15 protein-coding genes and 1 pseudogene are annotated in these 21503 nt (G+C 36.0%); 13 read left to right on the top strand and 3 right to left on the bottom strand.

Going from position 1 to position 21503, the window contains the following annotated elements; genetic code table 11:
* The first annotated feature begins 472 nt into the window (after positions 1-472).
* The 10 genes from ACGH6R_RS06480 to ACGH6R_RS06435 all read left to right on the top strand — a co-directional run bounded on the left by ACGH6R_RS06480 (position 473) and on the right by ACGH6R_RS06435 (position 13504).
* Positions 473-1702, top strand: a complete 1230-nt coding sequence (locus ACGH6R_RS06480) for a phosphopentomutase (protein WP_267379419.1) — start codon at positions 473-475, stop codon at positions 1700-1702.
* Positions 1703-1743: 41 nt separating this feature from the next.
* Complete coding sequence (gene deoD / locus ACGH6R_RS06475; RefSeq protein WP_267379417.1) at positions 1744-2460, top strand: purine-nucleoside phosphorylase; 717 nt, start codon at positions 1744-1746, stop codon at positions 2458-2460.
* 200 nt (positions 2461-2660) lie between these two features.
* Entirely contained in the window at positions 2661-3926 is a 1266-nt protein-coding gene (locus tag ACGH6R_RS06470) for a nucleoside permease (protein WP_411597096.1), read from the top strand.
* Between the two features lie 339 nt (positions 3927-4265).
* A complete protein-coding gene (gene add / locus ACGH6R_RS06465; protein ID WP_411599208.1) occupies positions 4266-5453 on the top strand; it encodes an adenosine deaminase in 1188 nt (395 codons plus the stop codon).
* Between the two features lie 9 nt (positions 5454-5462).
* Positions 5463-7439, top strand: a complete 1977-nt coding sequence (locus ACGH6R_RS06460) for a bifunctional 2',3'-cyclic-nucleotide 2'-phosphodiesterase/3'-nucleotidase (RefSeq protein ID WP_411599207.1) — start codon at positions 5463-5465, stop codon at positions 7437-7439.
* A 29-nt stretch (positions 7440-7468) separates the two neighbouring features.
* Complete coding sequence (locus ACGH6R_RS06455) at positions 7469-7864, top strand: cytidine deaminase (RefSeq protein WP_267351102.1); 396 nt, start codon at positions 7469-7471, stop codon at positions 7862-7864.
* Positions 7865-8040: 176 nt separating this feature from the next.
* Entirely contained in the window at positions 8041-9342 is a 1302-nt protein-coding gene (locus ACGH6R_RS06450; RefSeq protein WP_267351101.1) for a pyrimidine-nucleoside phosphorylase, read from the top strand.
* A 29-nt stretch (positions 9343-9371) separates the two neighbouring features.
* Positions 9372-11057, top strand: a complete 1686-nt coding sequence (gene ushA / locus ACGH6R_RS06445; protein ID WP_411599206.1) for a bifunctional UDP-sugar hydrolase/5'-nucleotidase UshA — start codon at positions 9372-9374, stop codon at positions 11055-11057.
* 55 nt (positions 11058-11112) lie between these two features.
* A complete protein-coding gene (locus ACGH6R_RS06440; RefSeq protein WP_411599205.1) occupies positions 11113-12660 on the top strand; it encodes a YjjI family glycine radical enzyme in 1548 nt (515 codons plus the stop codon).
* Positions 12635-13504, top strand: coding sequence for a YjjW family glycine radical enzyme activase (locus ACGH6R_RS06435; RefSeq protein WP_411599204.1), 870 nt, complete (start codon positions 12635-12637; stop codon positions 13502-13504). Before ACGH6R_RS06440 ends, ACGH6R_RS06435 begins: the two co-directional genes overlap by 26 nt.
* Before the next feature lie 230 nt (positions 13505-13734).
* On the opposite strand, the gene ACGH6R_RS06430 is transcribed toward ACGH6R_RS06435, so the two are convergent.
* Positions 13735-15186 (bottom strand): hypothetical protein, encoded by a 1452-nt coding sequence (locus ACGH6R_RS06430; RefSeq protein WP_411599203.1) that lies wholly within the window; start codon positions 15184-15186, stop codon positions 13735-13737.
* A 764-nt stretch (positions 15187-15950) separates the two neighbouring features.
* Positions 15951-18123: pseudogene (locus ACGH6R_RS06425) on the bottom strand (Tex family protein); the annotation flags it as partial.
* 44 nt (positions 18124-18167) lie between these two features.
* Here ACGH6R_RS06425 and greB point away from each other — a divergent pair.
* From greB to ACGH6R_RS06410, 3 genes are all read left to right on the top strand, one after another.
* Positions 18168-18650, top strand: coding sequence for a transcription elongation factor GreB (gene greB / locus ACGH6R_RS06420; RefSeq protein ID WP_411599202.1), 483 nt, complete (start codon positions 18168-18170; stop codon positions 18648-18650).
* Positions 18651-18690: 40 nt separating this feature from the next.
* Positions 18691-19263 (top strand): hypothetical protein, encoded by a 573-nt coding sequence (locus ACGH6R_RS06415; RefSeq protein WP_411599201.1) that lies wholly within the window; start codon positions 18691-18693, stop codon positions 19261-19263.
* 96 nt (positions 19264-19359) lie between these two features.
* Complete coding sequence (locus ACGH6R_RS06410) at positions 19360-20466, top strand: YcbX family protein (RefSeq protein WP_411599200.1); 1107 nt, start codon at positions 19360-19362, stop codon at positions 20464-20466.
* Between the two features lie 374 nt (positions 20467-20840).
* Here ACGH6R_RS06410 and ACGH6R_RS06405 read toward each other — a convergent pair whose 3' ends face one another.
* On the bottom strand, positions 20841-21410 hold the full coding sequence (locus ACGH6R_RS06405) for a cell division protein ZapC (RefSeq protein ID WP_411599199.1): 570 nt from the start codon (positions 21408-21410) through the stop codon (positions 20841-20843).
* Positions 21411-21503: the final 93 nt, after the last annotated feature.

Below are 21503 nucleotides of genomic sequence, written 5' to 3'. Positions count from 1 at the left end.
CCTTAAATGGGCTATGCTAATATGATGTGAATTAGTTAACATCTTGTTAAATAATTGAGATATTAAATAGTTCATTTTAACACAACACCTTTGAGATTTTATTCATCATAATTAAATTTATCATTTAATTTCTTCAATAATAATTTTCTGCAAATTGCTTAACAAAACATTATTTAATCGCTCTATTAGCGAATATGTCATAATATTTTTTACAAAATCCGTTAATATTAATCAAATAATCAGCTAAAACGATGCTTAAATCTTTTCTGTTTTTTTTTATCATGTATTATAACTAACCTGAAAACCTTTTATTATAAAGGGCTCAAAAAATAGTTTTAATCGTTAAAAAATTTTTTTGTTACACAATTGACTTTAATAAAGTAAGCAAATGTGTGCTAGATCACAATATTAGCAATCGTTATTTCATAACATGGTTGCCAAGCTTAGTGATATTTGAGATTTAGAGGAAATTATGAAAAGAGTTTTTATTATGATCCTCGATTCCTTTGGAATTGGTGGAGCCGAAGATGCAAAAAAATATGGAGATGAAGGATCGAATACATTAGGTCATATTGCCGAAGCCTGTGCATTAGGTCAAGCCGATAAAGGACGCCAAGGTCCATTAAAATTACCTAATTTAGCTAAGCTAGGCTTAATCGAAGCAGCCTACGAATCGACCGGTTATTATCCCCAAGGAATGCACACAGAAGGTGAAATAATCGGTTCTTATGGCTATGCTAGTGAAATTTCTTCGGGTAAAGATACCCCATCAGGACATTGGGAAATAGCTGGCGTTCCTGTACTTTTTGATTGGGGCTACTTTTCCAACACCACCAATAGTTTTCCTCAAGAATTATTAGATAAAATTGTAAAGCGCGCCAACCTATCTGGTTATTTAGGTAACTGCCATTCATCAGGAACTATTATTCTAGATGAGCTGGGTGAAGAACATATGACAAGTGGCAAACCGATATTTTATACTTCAGCCGACTCAGTTTTTCAGATAGCGTGTCATGAAGAAACATTCGGCTTAGATAGATTATATGAAATCTGCGAAATCGCGCGTGATGAACTGAATAAAGGCAATTATAACATTGGGCGTGTGATTGCCAGACCATTTATCGGTAAAAAAGCGGGTGAATTTGTCCGTACTGGTAACCGCCACGATTTAGCCGTTGAACCACCGGCTCCAACCATGATAAAAAAACTGGTTGATGAAAAACAAGGCACTGTCGTGTCAATCGGTAAAATTGCTGATATTTATGCTCATGTTGGTATTACAAAAAAAGTTAAAGCAACCGGTATTGAAGCCCTTTTCAATGCATCAATTGAAGAAATTAAACAAGCCAAAGATAATACAATTGTGTTTACTAACTTTGTCGATTTTGACTCGTCTTATGGTCATCGACGTGATGTTGCCGGTTACGCTGCTGCGTTAGAATATTTTGATTCTCGCTTACCCGAAATGTTAGATCTTATCGAACCGGGTGATCTACTGATTATCAGTGCTGATCATGGATGCGATCCAACTTGGGCTGGCACAGATCATACTCGTGAACATATTCCAGTCATCGTTTACGGTGATAGTGTTCCTGTTGGTTCCTTAGGGCATCGTAAAACCTTTGCTGATATCGGTCAAAGTGTTGCCGATTATTTTGATTTATCACCAATGGAATATGGGCAATCTTTTATCAAAAAATAGGTAACAGAAATTTATTTTTCAAAAACTTTCAGGAGAAATTAATGTCTACCCCACACATTAACGCAATTGAAAATGCTTTTGCAGAAACTGTCTTAATGCCAGGCGATCCATTACGAGCAAAATTTATTGCAGAAACCTTTTTAGAAAATGCACAAGAAGTGACCAATGTAAGAGCGATGTTAGGTTTTACTGGCTATTATAAAGGTCAAAAAGTTTCTGTTATGGGGCATGGAATGGGCATACCATCTTGTTCTATCTATACAACAGAATTAATAAAATTTTATGGTGTAAAAAATATCATTCGTGTCGGTTCATGTGGTGCGATTAGCCCAAATGTAAATATTGGCGATGTGATTATTGGTATGGGTGCTTGCACAGATTCTAAAGTTAATCGTATTCGTTTTAAGGATCATGATTTTGCAGCTATTGCCGATTTTGATCTTACTTGCCACGCTGTAAGTGCAGCCAAAAAATTAGGTGTTAATGTAAAAGTGGGTAACCTCTTTTCAGCTGATCTTTTTTATAGTGTTGAACCCGAACTATTTGATGTAATGGAAAAATACAACATTTTAGGGGTTGAAATGGAAGCAGCAGGAATTTATGGGGTTGCCGCGGAATATGGTGCCAAAGCATTAGCTATTTGTACAGTATCTGATCATATACGTAAAGGCGAAGCCATGACAGCTGAACAGCGTCAACTTGGTTTTAAAGAAATGATCACCGTTGCGTTAGAATCGGTTTTATTAAACCAAAACTAAAATGGCAGAATGACTGCCATTTTTTTTAATTACTCAAAATTGTTAATGACTGAACTACATCATCAAAAGTGTTCAGTCAAAAAAAAATTTTTTCGGTTTCACGCAATATCGCTGTACAACAGGTTGAAGTTGCAATCAATTTATTGATTATATTTTAGGTAAGAAGTTATGAAAAAGATCGCATTGAATAAGGAATTGAAATGAATACTAAGTTACAACTAAAAGTTATATTTTTTATGCAATTTTTTATTTGGGGATGTTGGTTAATCACCTTCGGTTCTTACATGAATGATGTTTTATCCTTTTCAAGAACAGATATTGGATTAGTGTATGGTTCAATGGGGTTAGCATCGCTATTTATGCCGGGTTTATTAGGTGTAGTTGCAGATAGATGGATCCCTGCTAATCGCTTATACATGCTTTGTCATTTAATTGGTGCAATTACATTATGCATTGCTGCATTAATTACTTCACCCTCTATGATGATGATTGTCATGCTTATTCATTGTTTAGCTTTCATGCCTACCATTGCGATATCAAACTCAATAGCTTATTCATGTATCGAATCTAAAGGGCTTGATGTCATCGCTGAATTTCCCGGCATTCGAATATTTGGCACAATTGGCTTTATTGTTGCCATGTGGTTAGTTAGCTTTTTAAAATTTGATCTTAGTAACATGCAACTATACACAGCGGCAGCCGGTTCAGTCGTATTATGTCTGGTGTCGTTAACACTCCCTTTGATTCCGACATCAAAAAATGCAATCAAAGAAAAATCGCTTATCAGTTCGTTAGGATTAGATGCACTTGTCTTATTTAAGCAACCAAGAATGGCAATATTCTTCCTGTTTGCGGTCTTATTAGGTGGAATTTTACAAATTACCAATACTTTTGGTGACCAATTCCTACGAGACTTTAGAAATATTCCGATCTATGAAACGAGTTTAGTTGTGAAATACCCGTCAGTCTTATTGTCGATTTCACAAATATCGGAAGTCGTATTTATCTTATTTGTACCTTTCTTTATGAAAAGATTAGGCATCAAATATGTAATGTTGATTAGTATTCTAGCTTGGGTTGCGCGTTTTGGTCTTTTTGCCTATGGCGACCCATCACCAATTGGCTTTGTATTACTGTTACTTTCGATGATAGTTTATGGTTGTGCATTTGATTTCTATAATATTTCTGGCTCCATGTATGTCGAAAAATCGGTATCGCCAAGTATACGTAACAGTGCTCAAGGTCTATTTATGATAATGACTAATGGTATTGGTGCTTATTTAGGTTCGGTGATTAGCGGAATTGTCGCCGAACACTATACGCAAATCATTGATGAAAAACAGATCACAGATTGGCATACCGTATGGCTCATTTTTGCTGGCTATGCGCTGGTGCTGGCTGTCATATTTATGGTCATATTTAAAAATGACACCAATGAACAAAAAACAGCCGAGGCCGTTAATTAATTGTTATTAAGAAGTATCATTCAATCACAGAAGGATAATGATCATTGTCCTTCTGTTTGAATCAAAAACAAGCATATTGATTAAGCTAGCGTTTAAAATTATCCTTTTTAACCTTGAGATGATGTGATTAATCAGGGTGATACTGTTTAAAATAAAACGATACCTATCTCACAAAATAAAAATTGGTCACACAAAAAGTATGGAAATAAGATACCTGATCAAGGTAAAATAGATAACAACGCAATTAGCAAAGCTAAAATGCCATTAATCTATCACTATTTGTGTTAAGCGACCTAATAGTGGGAGCCGAGAAAGCATATTAAAAAGATAACTTATCAAATGAATAAACCATTGCTTCCTAAAGTGATATTACATGAACATGTTGAAGGTAGTATTACCCCTTTTATGGCTAAAAAGTTAGCTGATAAAAATCATATTACCTTCCCATCTTCGTTATGCTATCAATCGGGTGAATATGATGCTAACGAATATAAAAATGGGCGATATCGTTATGATGAAACTGATTTTGTTCAGTTTATTCAAACCTATGATACTGTCTCAAATTTTGTAAAAACCCCCGAAGATTATTACCTTATTACTTATGATTTTCTTTATCGAAATGCCAAACAGGGGCTAATCTATTGCGAACTCTTTCTTTCTCCTTATCACATTTGCGCAACAGAAGAACAGGGTGAAATAATCTGGGATGAAGAGCGATTTCATCATACCTTACAGCAAATGGATGCCGCCATAACTGACGTACAAAAAGAATTTAATATTACCGTAAGATATCATGTGATTGGTGTTAGGCATTTAGGGGCGAAAACAGTACATGATACCCTATTATTTATTGAAAAAAACCCTCACCCATTTATTACCGGTTTTAATATTGCCGGTAATGAAAAAGCCGGTCACTTCGATGATTTTCAAGCCTCACACCAATTAGCCCAAAAACTCAATTTAAAAAAATCTTATCATGCTGGCGAAATTGAACCCGCAGCAAGCATTATTCAAGCCCTTAAACATGGTGCAGATAGGATTGGGCATGGCATTCGAGCGATTGAAGATCAGGAATTAATCAACGAATTAGTTCGACGCAACATAACATTAGAAGTTGCGTTAACCAGTAACCGTATTTTAGTCAATGAGTTACATGGGGATATCCATCATCACCCGGTAAGACAGCTTTATGATCAGGGTGTACGAATTACCTTAAATACCGATGACGCAGGCATTTTTGGTACTGACATCGAAAAAGAATATTGTTTAGCCCAATCTATCTTTCACTTTACTCGTTTAGAATTGCTCGATATTACACTGTGTGGAATTGATGCGGCGTTTGTTGAAGATTTGCAAAAAGCACGGTTGACGGATTATGTACTATCCTGTTTCACCACCAATGATCAGCTATCATTACAAACAGCAATCAATGAAAATAATTATCACCCAGCCATTATTAAACGATTTATTCATTACCAACATTTATTATTAAAACGGATGAAAAATAGCATTACCGGAAATAAATAGGAGATCCATATGTTAAAAAATAAATTCACTTTCACCTTATTAACCCTATTGATTTCTGGCACGCTCCATGCAGCAACAGTAGATTTAAGAATTATCGAAACAACCGATCTGCATGGCAATATGATGAATTTTGACTATTTTAAAGATCAATCTGTCGATACCTTTGGATTCGCTAAAACCGCCAATTTAATTCATCAAGCTCGCAATGAAGTCAAAAACAGTGTACTGGTTGATAATGGCGATCTAATTCAAGGAAGTCCTATGGCAGATTATACTGTCAATAAAGGGCTTAAAAATGGTGAGACCCACCCTGTCTATAAAGCCATGAACACGTTAAATTATACCGTTGGTAACATAGGTAATCACGAGTTTAACTTTGGTTTAGACTTCCTGCAAAAAAGCCTTGCCGGTGCTAAATTTCCTTATATTAATGCCAATGTCTATGATGCAACGACCGGGCAGCCCTTTTTTAAACAATATATTATTGTCGACACGCCGGTTATTGATCGAGAAGGTAATCAACACACTATTAAAATTGGTTATATAGGATTTGTTCCACCTCAAATTATGCAATGGGATAAATTAAATTTGGATGGAAAAGTCGAAGTTAAAGACATCACAGAAACAGCCAAACAGTTAGTTCCGCAAATGAAAAAAGAAGGAGCTAATATCATTATCGCCATTCCGCATTCGGGTGTTTCTGCTGAACCTTATAAAGCATTAGCCGAAAACTCGGTATACTATTTAAGTCAAGTAGAGGGTATTAATGCGATTATGTTTGGTCATTCACATGGCGTGTTTCCAAGCGACAATTTTAAATCATTACCGAATACTAATATTGAAACCGGCAATATAAATCATGTTCCTGCCGTTATGCCCGGACAATGGGGAAGCCATTTGGGCGTTGTTGATTTAGTCCTAAATGGTGACAATTCAAATTGGCAAGTGACTTCAGGTAAATCTCAAGCTCGCCCAATTTATGACGTGAAAACCAAAAAAGCACTGGTTGATGCCGATCAACATATTACTCACGTACTAAAAGAAGATCACCAAGGTACACGTGAATTTGTCGGAAAACCGATTGGGAAAATTGATAGTGATATCACCAGTTATTTGGCTTTAGTTCAAGATACCACGGCATTACAAATTATAAGTGATGCGCAAATTGCATATGTAAAACAATTTATTCAAGGTGACCCAGATCTTGATGGTTTACCGGTTTTATCGGCTATTGCCCCGTTCAAGGCTGGCGGTAGAAAAAACGATCCAACTGCTTTTGTTGATGTAAAAAAAGGCGATCTTACATTTAGAAATGCAGCGGATATCTACTTATACCCTAACCTGTTATCAGTCGTCCAAGTGACCGGCAAAGAGGTCAAAGAGTGGCTTGAATGTTCGGCAGGGGTATATAATCAAATTAATACGAAAGTCACGACACCGCAGTACTTAATAGATTGGGATCATTTCAGAACGTATAATTTCGATACAATTGATGGCGTAAATTACCAAATTGATATTACTCAGCCTGCTCGCTACGATGGCAATTGCCAACTAATCAATGCGCAGTCCGAACGAATTAAAAATTTAACTTATCAACAAAAACCAATTGATCCTAATCAAACCTTCTTGATAGCAACAAATAATTATCGTGCTTATACCGGTGCGTTTCCGGGAACGGGAAGCAAAAATGTTAAATTTAATTCACCCGATGATTTAAGAGTGATTTTATCGGCTTATATCACTAACACCACCCATAAAAATGGGGAGGTAAAGGTGGCAGTCGATAATAACTGGCAAATTGCCCCGATAACCAGTAATACCAAATTAGATATTCGTTTTGAATCATCACCAACTGAAGCAGCCAAAACAGTTATCGAAAAACATTCGTTATATCCAACAAGCTATGTGGAAAAAGATAATCTAGGATTTGGGGTTTATCGTCTGGATTTACAATCACCGATGAATGTGCAATCTAAACATCAATAGAACAAGGTATAACTAACAGGATTATCATGATGAAAATTGAAAAACTAATCGAACTGGCTAAAACCGCACGTTCTAACGCTTACGTACCTTATTCTAAATTTCAAGTTGGTGCGGTACTCATTACTGAAGATGACGAGGTCATTTTAGGTTGCAATGTTGAAAATGCATCGTACGGATTGGCTAACTGTGCCGAACGAACCGCTATTTTCAAAGCCGTTTCAGAAGGCAAACGCAAATTTAAAAAATTAGTTGTCATTGGCGATACCCACGAACCTATTTCACCCTGTGGAGCCTGTCGCCAAGTAATAAGTGAATTTTGCGCTAAAGATATGCCCGTAATTTTGACAAATATGCAAGGAAAAATACAAGAAACAACCGTTGGTGAGTTATTACCTTGGTCATTTTCACCCAGTGATTTAGACTAGAAACATTCTTATAATAAAAAATTAACACTATAAATGAGTAAAAATGACAATGTCATGTCGTATTAAATTATACAATTTATGCGTAAAAATGTTGACTGATTTAAACGTCGTTTAACATCAAATAAACAGACCAAGGTAATATTAACCTAATATATTGACATTAAGAGAGAAGATTAATGAGATTTGTAGATATTATTGAAAAAAAACGTGATGGTCATCCACTGACAACTGAAGAAATCCAATTTTTTATTACCAATTATACCAATGGCACAATCCCTGATTATCAAGTGAGTGCTCTATTAATGGCTATCTACTATCAAGGCATGACATCAAAAGAGTGTGCTGATTTAACCACAGCGATGATGCATTCGGGTGATACTGTCGATCTCTCTTCAATTCAAGGTATCAAAGTTGATAAACATTCAACAGGTGGCGTTGGCGATACGACTACCCTTGTGCTTGCCCCATTAGTGGCAGCCGTTGGTGTACCGGTTGCTAAAATGTCCGGGCGAGGACTTGGTTACACAGGGGGTACCAATGACAAATTTGAGTCAATCCCTGGATTTAAAATGGAATTAGATAAGCAAGAATTTATTGATCAAGTCAATCAAAAAGGTGTGTCAGTTATTGGACAATCGGGTAATTTAACGCCTGCTGATAAAAAACTTTATTCACTTCGTGATGTTACCGGTACGGTCAATTCAATTCCACTTATTGCTAGTTCGATTATGAGCAAAAAGTTAGCTGCAGGTGCCGATGCAATTGTTTTAGATGTGAAAACCGGTGATGGCGCACTGATGCGAGAAATGGCAGATTCAGAAAAATTAGCTTATGAAATGGTCAAGATCGGCAATCAAATTGGACGAAGAACCATGGCGATAATTTCGGATATGTCACAACCGCTTGGATTTGCAATTGGTAATGCGCTAGAAGTAAAAGAAGCCATTGATACCTTAAAAGGTCAAGGTCCTTCAGATTTAACTGAATTAGTACTGACATTGGGCAGCCAAATGGTAGTGTTAGCGAATAAAGCGAAAACGCTTGATGAAGCACGAGTAAAACTTCAAGAGGCAATAAACAATGGCAAAGCGATTGAAAAATTCAAAACCTTAATTGAAGCGCAAGGTGGTGATAGCTCAGTGGTTGATCACCCTGAAAAATTAGCAAGTGCCCCTTACCAAATCGCCTTACCAGCACTTAAATCGGGTTATGTTTCTCGTATTGTTGCCGATCAAATCGGAATCGCAGCGATGCAATTAGGTGCAGGACGTGCAACGAAGGACGATATCATCGATCCTGCGGTAGGTATTGTGTTACATAAAAAAGTCGGCGATAAAGTGGAACAAGGCGAAGCTTTACTTACCATCCACGCTAGCACTGACAAACTTGATGCGATCAAACAAAAACTGTATGACAATATCACTATTAGTGATAATGCGCACGTGCCAACATTAATTTATAAGGTCATTACGGAGTAGTGATTGTCTATAAGGAATTAGGAGACACCATGTATTATTTAAATATAACTAAAAAACTATCACTAGTCCTTGCTTTGGGACTATTTTCGGCCAATTCAATAGCAGATGCTATCACGCAACAGCCAAGAGCCCATTCTTGGAAAGAGAATCAACCCTATCAATTCACCATTTTACATACAAACGATCATCATGGTCGTTTTTGGCAAAATGAAATTGGTGAATATGGGCTTGCCGCTCAAAAAACTGTGGTAGATGATATCAGAAAAGAAGTTACCGCCAAAGGTGGAACATTATTACTTTTGTCAGGTGGTGATATTAATACAGGTGTGCCCGAATCTGATGTACTTCAAGCTAAACCGGATTTTATTGGCATGAACGAAATAGGCTATGATGCTATGGCTGTTGGTAATCATGAATTTGATCATCCGTTATCTATCATTCGTGAACAGCAACAATTGGCACATTTTCCTTTTTTGTCTGCTAATACTTACTTCAAAGGCACGGATAATCGTGTCTTTGATGCCTATAAAATGTTTGACTTAAATGGTATCCGAGTTGCCGTTTTTGGTCTTACCACTGATGATACCATTTATCTCGCTTCACCCATGAATACGCAAGGTGTTGAGTTTCGCCAAACATTACCTGAAGCACAAAAAGTTATTGCTCAAATTCAACAAAACGAACACCCAGATATGATTATCGCCGTGACCCATATGGGACACTACGAAAATGGTGAACACGGTTCAATGGCGCCGGGTGATGTAGAATTAGCCCGAGGCTTAAAATCGGGCGAATTAAATATGATTGTAGGCGGACATTCTCAAAATCCGGTTTGTATGGCAAGTGCAAATAAACGAGTCACTGAATATGTTCCTGGTACACCCTGCGCACCTGATCAACAAAATGGGACTTGGATAGTACAGGCTCACGAATGGGGAAAATACGTAGGTAGAGCAGATTTTGAATTTCTAAATGGAAAATTGACACTTAAAAATTATCAATTAATTCCTATTAACCTTAAAAAAGAAGTGGATAATGGCAACGACACTAAACGCCTTGAGTTTTACACCACTGAGATCCCTCAAGATCCACAACTATTGCAGATATTGCAACCTTATCAAGAACAAGGCAGAAAAAAACTGTCAATTAAAAGCGGCGAATTGGTCGGTCGACTTGAAGGCGATCGCCATATTGTCCGATATCAGCAAAGTAATTTAGGACAATTATTACTCAGTGCTTTTATTGAAAAGACAGGTGCAGACTTGGGTATCTTATCGGGTGGGATGATTCGAGATTCATTGATTGAAGGCGATATTGCTTATCGAGATATTCTTAAAGTTGAACCTTTTGGCAATAGTGTGGTTTATGTCGAGTTAACCGGACGTGAATTGATTGACTACCTTAACGTTGCATTGAGCAAAAAGCAAGGATCGGGTGGCTTTACTCATCTAAGAAATATTACCTTAACGCGCTCAGGTGAAAATATTGAAAATGTCAAAATCAATCAACAACCCATTGACTTACAAAAGAAGTATCGTCTGGTGACATTGGATTTTTTAGCGATGGGCGGAGACGGCTATCCGATAATCAACACATTACCTACTTATGTGGATACTGGTTATCGTGATGCGGATGTTGTAAAACAGTATTTTGAAACACATTCGCCAATTAATGCTGCTGATTATGAACCAATACGCATGATTATCGAAAAATAATCATTAGGTTCACCATTTAAATTAAATAAATTTGCTTTTTAGTATCGAGGTTAATATGCACATGACAGAGTTCCAAAGCAGTTGTTATCAAATCGTCACCGATCCTAATTTATCACCAAAACAGAAAGCCAACTTATTGGCATTAGCGGCAGAAAATAATCTGCCTTATGTTGAGCTTGATAATGAAACCCGAAAAGCGTTAGACGAAAATGTTATTTGTGATATGTTTGAGGGTCATGCGCCTTATAAGCCTCGATATGTACTACCTGATTATGCTAAATTTCTTAAACAAGGCTCTGAGTGGTTAGAACTTGATCCCGCCAAAACGTTTGATGATGCCTTAAATATGCTGACTATTGCTTATCATCATGTACCATCCGTTACCGGCATGCCTGTTTATCTGGGTTGTTTAGATCAAATATTGTTACCCTATGTTGGGGATCTCACTGAAGATGAACTTTATCAACGATTAAGACATTTTTGGATAATGTTAGATCGTAATTTACCTGATGCTTTTATGCATGCCAACATTGGACCAACCGATAATGTTATTTGTCGTCTGATTTTACGTGTGGACAAAGAACTCAAACAAGTTGCACCAAATTTAACCTTTATCTATGATGAAAACATCACACCTGAAGCGTTACTATCCGTTGCAATAGGCAATATTTGCGAAACGGCTAAACCTCACATCGCCAATAATCAGATGATTCAAAAAGATTTTGATGAAAAAGGCTATGGCGTTGTCAGCTGTTATAACTCCTTACCTATCGCTGGTGGTGGCAGTACCCTCTCAAGAATCAACTTAAAAGAAGTGGCAAAGCGCAGTCAACATATTGATGATTTTCTGCAAAATACGCTACCCTATTACTGCCAACTACAATTAAATTTAATCAAAGCCCGTTCAGCCTTTTTGTACGAAAAATCAAACTTTTTTCAAAATAGTTTTTTAGTAAAAGAAGGGTTAATTGATGCCAACCGATTTGCACCCATGTTTGGTATTTATGCTATGGCTGAAGCGATTAATATACTACAAGAAAAATCGAACTTAGCGGGTCGCTATGGTGTCGATGAAGATGCTAATGAACTGGCTACCACCATTTCTAAACAATTAGCCGACTTTATTAATCATCATAAAATTAACCATGCTTGGCAAGGTAAAGCTATGTTACATGCTCAATCTGGCATCAGTACGGATAGAGGCACTACACCGGGCTTACGAATTCCTTATGGTCACGAGCCGGATCCTGTTACCCATATTATGGCACTGTTTAAACATCACCATTATTATACATCAGGCATTAGTGATATTTTAACGATTGATGAAACCATTAAAAATAATCCTTCCGCTTTACTGCAAATTTGTAAAGCGGCATTTCAATTTGGCTTCCGAGAGTTTACCGCCAATATTAGTGGTAATGATCTGGTACGAGTAACGGGCTACATGGTGAGATTATCAGATATCAAAAAATATAAAGAAGAAGGTTCACGGATTAATACCACATTTTTAGGTAGTGAAGCCGCACAAGATACTGTTAATAATAGCTATTTATGCCGTACACCACGGGTGATCAGTCATGAACAAGTCATGGGCAATCGTTAATAAACTTTTACCCTTTTCTTGCGTTGACGGGCCGGGAAACCGATTAGTTATATTTTTACAAGGCTGTAATTTTAAATGCTTAAATTGCCACAATCCTTATACCATTTCACTATGTCAGGATTGTGGTGACTGTGTCGCCACATGTCCACATCAGGCGTTAACGTTTAGTCATCATCAAGTTATCTGGCAAACATCAGCTTGCCAGCAATGTGATACTTGCCTTCAGACTTGCCAATATCACTCAACACCAATGACTTACCGATATAGTGTTGAGGATATACTAAACATCATTCGCAAATACCTTCCCTTTTTAAATGGTATTACGCTCAGTGGCGGGGAAGCGACCATTCAATTACCTTTTATTGAAAAACTGTTTCATGCCATTAAACATGCCGATGACTTAAAACATTTAACCTGTTTTATTGATAGCAATGGTTATTTATCTCAAACGGGTTGGCAAAAAGTAGTGAATGTCATGGATGGTGCGATGATTGATCTTAAAGCTTGGGATACCCAAGTTCACAAAAAGTTAACCGGCAGAGATAATCATCGAGTCATAAAAACAATAGAATATCTTTCCAAGATCCATAAATTACATGAAGTCAGATTCTTGATCATCCCAACTCATACGGATCTTCAAAATAAGGCAGAACAAATCGCGCACTTTTTATTGGCGTTGGATCCGAGTATCAGAGTGAGAATCAATGCTTTTCACCACCATGGAGTGCAAGGAATAGCCAAAACATGGGAACCAGCATCAAAACAACATGTCGAAAATTTTGCTACTGAGTTAAAACAATTTGGGCTGAAAAATATTATTTTGCCCACTGTTTACTTATCATGATAATTAAATAGTTTTGATTAATGTGAAAATAGCCAGAATATCTGAATCGTGACGAGTTAATTAAAAGACCGATATAATGATCATTATCTTTATGATTGTCAAATTTTTACAATAAAAATGAGCAGGTTTTTAGATCTGCTCATTTAGTGGAAACCCAAAATTAAATTTAAAGATATTATCTTATTACTTTAACTGCGCTTTTTGAAAAAGCAGATAATTTTATATATTCTCTAATATTTAACACATAAGGTATATGCTATATCTGGTTCAACAATAACGTTACCTTCTACAATCCCTACACTGTAGTATCGATTATTTCCATATATATCTTTTACTGATGATTGTTCACTGGTGAAATAGAAATCATAATAGATGAAATTTTTCAAATTTGACAAACCATTTAACATATCTCGACCAATAATATCTAAAGGTGCATAGAAGTAAACTTTACCCCATTCTGGTGTTAATCCTTCACCAATTGCTCTTTTGTACCCATTATCTTTTACATAATAGTTATCATTAGTGGTTGGCGTGTAAGCTAAAGACGAGTTTGTAATCTCAGCTCGTGTTGGCAATCTATCATTATTGTTTTGACATAATCTATTTGAATTTTGCCAATTACCCGGAAGGTTATTTAAGAAATATAACCAATGTTTTATAGAAAAAGTATAATAAAACTGTGCTAGCGTTCGATTATTCGTCACTAATATGACAAATTTATCACCTTGACCAGGTACATTGTCAGTAAATTTAAATTCACTTTTAGAATCAGCATTTGAATCACGAGCAGTATTAACTAATGAATTATTTGGATTTTTGACCAAGGTGTAACTATAATCAGATATTGGATTGACAGGTACAATTCTGAAACGAGCTTCCGGAAAAGCATAAGTTGGGAAATAATTACCATTTTGATCTTTTGCTGTGGCCTTAAAGCCTTGATGAATAGTAAATTGATCGCTGTTATAAGAAGGATTAACATCTATTGTATCAGCACCATAAGGCGCATAGTTCCCACCTTCATCCCAACCATTATGAGTAATCAAAGCCAGTACACCGGGTCTGATAAAACAGATACCGTCATCAGCACTTACTTCAAATGTTTTTGATACTTCTCTTGGTTCTGAAGTATCAGGCTCACCGTACTGAGTTTTAGCAATAAATTGAATCGTCACTTTTACCGATGATTTTGCATTAGCCGTAGATGAATTACACACATCACTACCCAAAAATGCTGTAGAATCAGAAGGAATAACATTATTGTTCTGGTCTCGCCATTCAGCATTAATCGATTGAATGATAAAACTATCGCTAGTAGCTAATTTATCACCATCCACATCATTGATATCATTTTCATTTAAACTTGAAGTATCAACAGCAAATGAATACAGACTAGGTGAAGTATTGTAGGCAACAGAAATCTTACTGGCAGGCCCCGGCGAAACAATTGCCGGATCAAGACCATCAATGTTTAATTTGAATTGAATTCCGTTTAAGACTTTGGTGTCAGCAGTTTCAAGAATATCTGGTGGATTACCGTGAATATATTCCACAGTGGTTGTAGAAACAGATAATCCTGCTAAAGCAATGCGACAAAAAAGCCCAAAAATAGCAATAACGGCAATATTCAATATATATTGCATCAAATAAAGTTTTTTGAAAACAAACATATCACTATTCATGCTAATTCCTCTACCCATAAGCTTGTCTATAAGTTGAAACAAAGTTATTGATTTGAAGTTTTAGTGAACGACAAATTTATCAAAACGTTGATAAAATTGTTACCGATTACATTTTAAATTTATAAAAAAACAGCATACACGCTAAAAACTATTCGAAAGTTGTTAATTGCATCCATGTAAAGGTCTATTTTATTGAATAAATTGGTAACAATGGACTATATCGTTCTAAAAAACAGTGCAATATTCTAGTATTGTTAACTATTCTTTTTAAGAATATTAAATTAAGGAGTGCTATATAGTAGATCAGGTTAAAACAGTTTAATTACACTAACCATTTGATTAATTACAGATAACTAATTGTGCAAGACTACAAATAACTGAATCAATTGTGTATAGTATATAATAATATGAGTAATATGGAATAACTAAATATTGATTTATCATTATTTAATGGCTTTCAGATGAATATTGGATGGAAAAATACACAAGCTAAATAAGTTAACCTAACTGATTTTATTTTTAACCATTGTATTTATTATTAGTAATTTTATTAAAATGTTATGAAATAAACATTAAACAAAAAGAAGGCGTTAGCCTCCTTTTCGTTTTATGGAACACATATTAACGCCGCTATTTTCCCTTTTTAAAAGCTGCGGCAAAAGCATTACCCATTGCACTATTGGTAATAGGCGTTGACTGTGTATTTTTAGCCGTGCTGGTTGATTTGTTAATTCTTGATTTAGCACCTTCAGAGTTTGGCGTTGTTGGATCATCAAGTCGCATCGATAAAGCAATACGTTTGCGCGCAATATCGACTTCCATCACTTTAACTTTGACAATATCACCGGCTTTAACCACGCTTCGAGGATCTTCAACAAACTTATCAGATAAGGCTGATATATGCACTAACCCATCTTGATGTACACCAATGTCAACAAATGCACCAAAGTTAGTCACATTCGTTACCGCACCTTCCATGACCATGCCCACTTTCAAATCGTCCATGGTTTCGATATTATCGGCAAATTGAGCTGTTTTAAATTCAGGCCGTGGATCGCGTCCGGGTTTATCAAGTTCTTTGATAATATCGGTCACGGTTGGCACACCAAAATGGTCATCAACATAATCAACTGCTTTGAGTGAGTTTAAATATTTCGAGTCACCTAAAATCTCTTTTAATGATTTATGATTTTTATCTAAAATGCGTTCCACAACCGGATAAGCTTCGGGGTGAACAGCAGATGCATCAAGTGGATTGTCGCCATCCATAATACGCAAAAATCCAGCGCATTGTTCATAGGCTTTAGGCCCAAGGCGTGAAACTTTTAATAACTGTTTACGATTAGAAAATCGTCCATTTTCATTACGCCAATTAACAATATTTTGTGCAATAACTTTATTCAGTCCCGCTATGCGAGCTAACAGCATCATCGAAGCCGTATTTAAATTTACGCCAACGGCATTTACGCCATCTTCCACAACAGCATCCAGTTTTTTAGCGAGCTGAGTTTGGCTAACATCATGTTGATACTGACCAACACCAATTGATTTTGGATCAATTTTTACCAGTTCGGCTAGTGGATCTTGTAGTCGGCGAGCTATCGATACCGCACCACGTATTGATACATCCAAATCAGGAAATTCTTGAGCGGCTAGCTCAGATGCGGAATAGACCGATGCTCCTGCTTCACTTACAATGACTTTTTGACCTTTGACTTCAGGATATTTTTTTTGTACATCGAGATAAAAACGTTCGGTTTCACGCGATGCCGTGCCATTACCAATCGCCACTAATTCAACTTGGTATTTAATGCATAGCGCCGCAACAATCATTGCCGCTTTATCCGCTTGCCCGGTATGCGGATAAATCGTTTCAGTTGCGACTAATTTACCAGTTGCGTCAACAACAGCAATTTTTACGCCTGTTCGTAATCCTGGATCCATTCCCATGGTAACTTTCATCCCTGCCGGCGCAGCCATTAACATATCATGCAAGTTAGCGGCAAACACATTGATCGCTTCTTCCTCCGCCTGCTCACGTAAAGTGGTCATCAGTTCGGTTTCCATGTGCATTAAAATCTTAATTCGCCATGTCCAATTAATAACTGCTTTACGCCATTTATCTGCAGGTTGATCATTAAAATGAATCCCTAAATGCTCAGTAATAATTTGCTCGCAATAGCTCTCTTTTGGCATTTCTTCAAATTGCGGATCGGCGTTAAGTGAAAGTTGTAAAAAGCCTTCATTTCGTCCTCTGAACATCGCTAAAGCACGATGAGAAGGCACTTTTGAAATCAGTTCGCTTTGCGCAAAATAATCACGAAATTTTGCTCCTTCTTCTTCTTTACCTGCAACCACTTGCGAAACTAAATGCGCATTATTCCATAGATAATGGCGCACCTTAGCCAGTAATGCCGCATCTTCGGCAAATCGTTCCATTAAGATGTATCGTGCCCCATCCAATGCAGATTTGGTATCGACGATTCCTTTTTCAGAATTGAAGAATTTTTCCGCTTCGCTATCAGGATCAAGTGATGGATTATTCCATAACGCATCGGCCAATGGTTCAAGTCCTGCTTCAATAGCAATTTGTCCCCGTGTACGGCGTTTAGGTTTATAGGGTAGATAGAGATCTTCAAGTTCAGTTTTACTAAGTGTTTGGGTAATTTTTTGACTCAGTTCTGGGGTGAGTTTTCCTTGTTCCTCAATTGACTTTAATATCGTTTGTTTACGATCTTCAAGTTCTCGCAGATAACCTAACCGACTATCTAAAGTACGTAGTTGGGTATCATCTAACCCACCGGTCACTTCTTTACGATAACGCGCAATAAAAGGAACAGTGCTTCCTTCATCTAATAATTGAATAGCAGCTAAAACTTGTTCTGGTTTTACTGTCAATTCACCCGCTATAATATGGCTTATTTGATTATTTATCATGATATCTCTGTATATCTCGTCGATTAACGGAATGTAAACTTATTATGCAAAAAGCTAATTATATAACAAGAGAGGGCTACTTGGCACTCGATCGTGAATTGAAATATTTATGGAAAGAAGAAAGACCCCGTGTTACTCAAGCTGTATCTGATGCGGCAGCCCTTGGCGATCGGAGTGAAAATGCAGAATATATTTATGGAAAACGACGATTGCGTGAAATTGACAGACGAGTACGATTTTTAACAAAACGCCTAGAAATATTAACCATTATCGATCCTGATCCAAGGCAAGAAGGCAAAGTATTTTTTGGTGCTTGGGTTAAACTAGAAGATGAATCCGGTCACGTACAAATTTACCGCATTGTGGGAGCCGATGAATTTGATCCTAAAAAAAATTGGATTTCTATTAATAGTCCTGTTGCCAGAGCGTTAATTGGTCATAAAGTTGACGATGAAATATCAGTAATGACACCTAGTGGTAAAACTTATTTTTTTATCCTTGAAATTAGCTATACTCCAATTACATAACATTTTAACAAATTAATCATTAAGGAATTAGGGGTTTGGTATGAAAAGAAGAAAAATTTTGTTTTTTCAATGCATATTTTTTTTAATAATATTACTAATAATAATTTTTTATTATTTTTTTCAACTCAATAATAGAACATCCTCAGTACCATATACTGAATTAACCTTAAAATTTGATCAAGTCGAATTTGGCAAATTAGATGCTTTCTTTAAGAGACTTAATCAAGATGGATTCAATCAAGATGAACGACTCTATTTTGAACGATCCGGCTCGGTTCGCTTCTCTGATTGTAATTCGAATCAATATTATCAATTTAATGGATCTGGTATAAAATGGTACGGTTTTAAAAGTAATACCCGTATTTACAATAAATATTATCCTTCTTTTTCTGTTTTGATATTAACATTTGATTCTACGATTGAAGCTGAAAAATATAAGAAAATAATTGAAAAATCAGAGCTTCAATTAAATTCTGGTTACCACTGCGGAGTAAATAAAGGTCCTCATGCTATCATAACTAAAGGACATTTCGTTTATTACATTTCTTCTGCTAATATTTTCCTAGACTATGTAGTAAAATATGCTAAAGTTCTACAAGATCTGCCTATGTAGCCAATCGATTATTTATAGGCGTACTATCTACTGCCTATAAATTACGATGAATTCAGTTTACAATTAAGATCACGATTACTCATCATTGAATTTATTATGATCACCGTCAGCCAATTATTTATCTATCCGATTAAATCGCTTGCAGGTATTCCTCTAAATACGTCGAATGTTGTTGAAGGGGGATTCAAATATGATCGTGTATTGATGATTAGTGAACCTGACGGAACATTTATCACCGCAAGACAATTTCCTGAGCTTTTAAAACTAAAAACAGCTATAGTTAACAACAGTATTGTTGTTTCAACGTCAAATAACGAATCAATAGCAATTCAATTTGATGAATTTATTGAAACTAATGAACCAACCGAAGTTTGGGGTAACCATTTTACGTCTCATATTGCGCCAATCAGACTTAACCAATTTTTTAGTCACATCCTTCAAAAAAATGTGCAATTGCGTTGGATTGGCACCAATTTAACAAGAAGGACTAAACGATATCCTCAAACAGCGGTAAGCTTTGCAGATGGCTATCCTTATCTACTATTGAATGAAGCATCATTCAATTATTTACAACAAAGATGCTTGGAAAAGCTCGATACTCAGCAGTTTCGAAGCAATATCATCATTCAAGGTGCGCTTCCTTTTGCCGAAGATGGCTGGAAAACAATTAAAATTGGCGATGTCATTTTTGATATCGTTAAACCGTGTAGTCGCTGTGTACTTACCACTTTTAATATTAATACAGCAAAGCCTTTAGCTAATAATGAACCACTCAATACGCTCCGCTATTTTCGGACTGATGAGCAAGGGGAAATAGATTTTGGAATGAATATGATAGCTCGCAATGTCGGATCAATATCAATTGACGATCCTGTTGAAATACTTGAAAGGCAACCGACCAAAAAGTATTTAAAATCTTTTCCCGAAAATAATCGGTTTAACCACGAACAGTGTAATATTACTTTTGAGAACAATACAATCAAAGGAAATCAACAACAGACTATTTTAGAACAACTGGAACAACATAATATTACTCTCCCTTATTCATGCAGAGTTGGAATTTGTGGTAAATGTGCAGTGGTATTAAAACAAGGAAAAGTGAATCCTCTTACTCAATCTGCAATAAAACGCGATCACCGTATTTTAGCTTGTAGTTGTATACCTGAGGGTGATATCAAAATTGAATTAATAAAAAAACCTTAATGATAATTGGTTATATAATCCCGATTTATCAATAATAAATCGTTAATTATTGATTAAAATGGTTGATTGACACTTAATAAATTATTACCCCACTATGATGACAAGTTAGCCTGCCAATCAATACGTTAATAATGTTATATGGCTTCATTTTAAAACCGTTGATGCTAAATGCTATCCTTTAAAGTCATTTGTATTCAGTTTTAAAGCATTCAACTGCGATACCGTAACGAAAATCCCGTTTAAGTCATCGATTAATCAGATCAATACATTGCCTGCTTCACAACCTGCTGTGAATAACAAAATCAAAATATAACAGGTTTAAATCGAAATTAAGTTTTACTGACAAGACAATAGTCGGATTAGAATGGTATTGTTTACGAAATGGCTTCTAACTTAAGGTCTATCAACGAACTCTGATCCATGACATTTTTTTGGATTGGCGCCAGTCGATCATTCATCACTTTAATTGCTTCGGAAAAATAAAATGTTTTATTCATTGCCACAAATGTAGGTTGAGCAATAATACATAGTGAAGCATTTTCACCCGCTTCAACAACTAATAAAAAAACCCGTTGATCACTTTCTTGCATGCTGACTTCAACAATGTCCGCTAATTTAGGACGATATAGCTTAGGTTGTTGGCAAAAATACCAACTTTTTGGCATTTGAGGTTTAATAAAATTAGCCGCAACAATGGCATTAATGGATAATTCAATCTTTTGCGAGTCAGTTAATGCCAATATTTGACAACTATCATAAAATTGATAATAGGATGTTGCATCACTCACTGAAAATGGAAATTCCCTAAAAACATCAGGAATTAACATTTTACTGGAATAACATGAACGAAATAACATATCGTTTGATACTTCAAGCATCAAACTATCATATTGATTATCAAAATACCAACGCCAACAATCAGTTGGTCGAAAAGCAATTTTCATTGATATGTTATCCCTCCATAAAATTAAAAAATTACATAAAAGATAACATAATTTAGGTAAAAAATAAATAAAAAAGTAAAATAAAATTTATTT

Source organism: Gilliamella sp. CG13 (assembly GCF_046635805.1).
Lineage (GTDB): Bacteria > Pseudomonadota > Gammaproteobacteria > Enterobacterales > Orbaceae > Gilliamella > Gilliamella apicola_I.
Note: the sequence above shows the minus strand (reverse complement) of the source record. Positions and strands in the feature narration are given on the sequence as shown.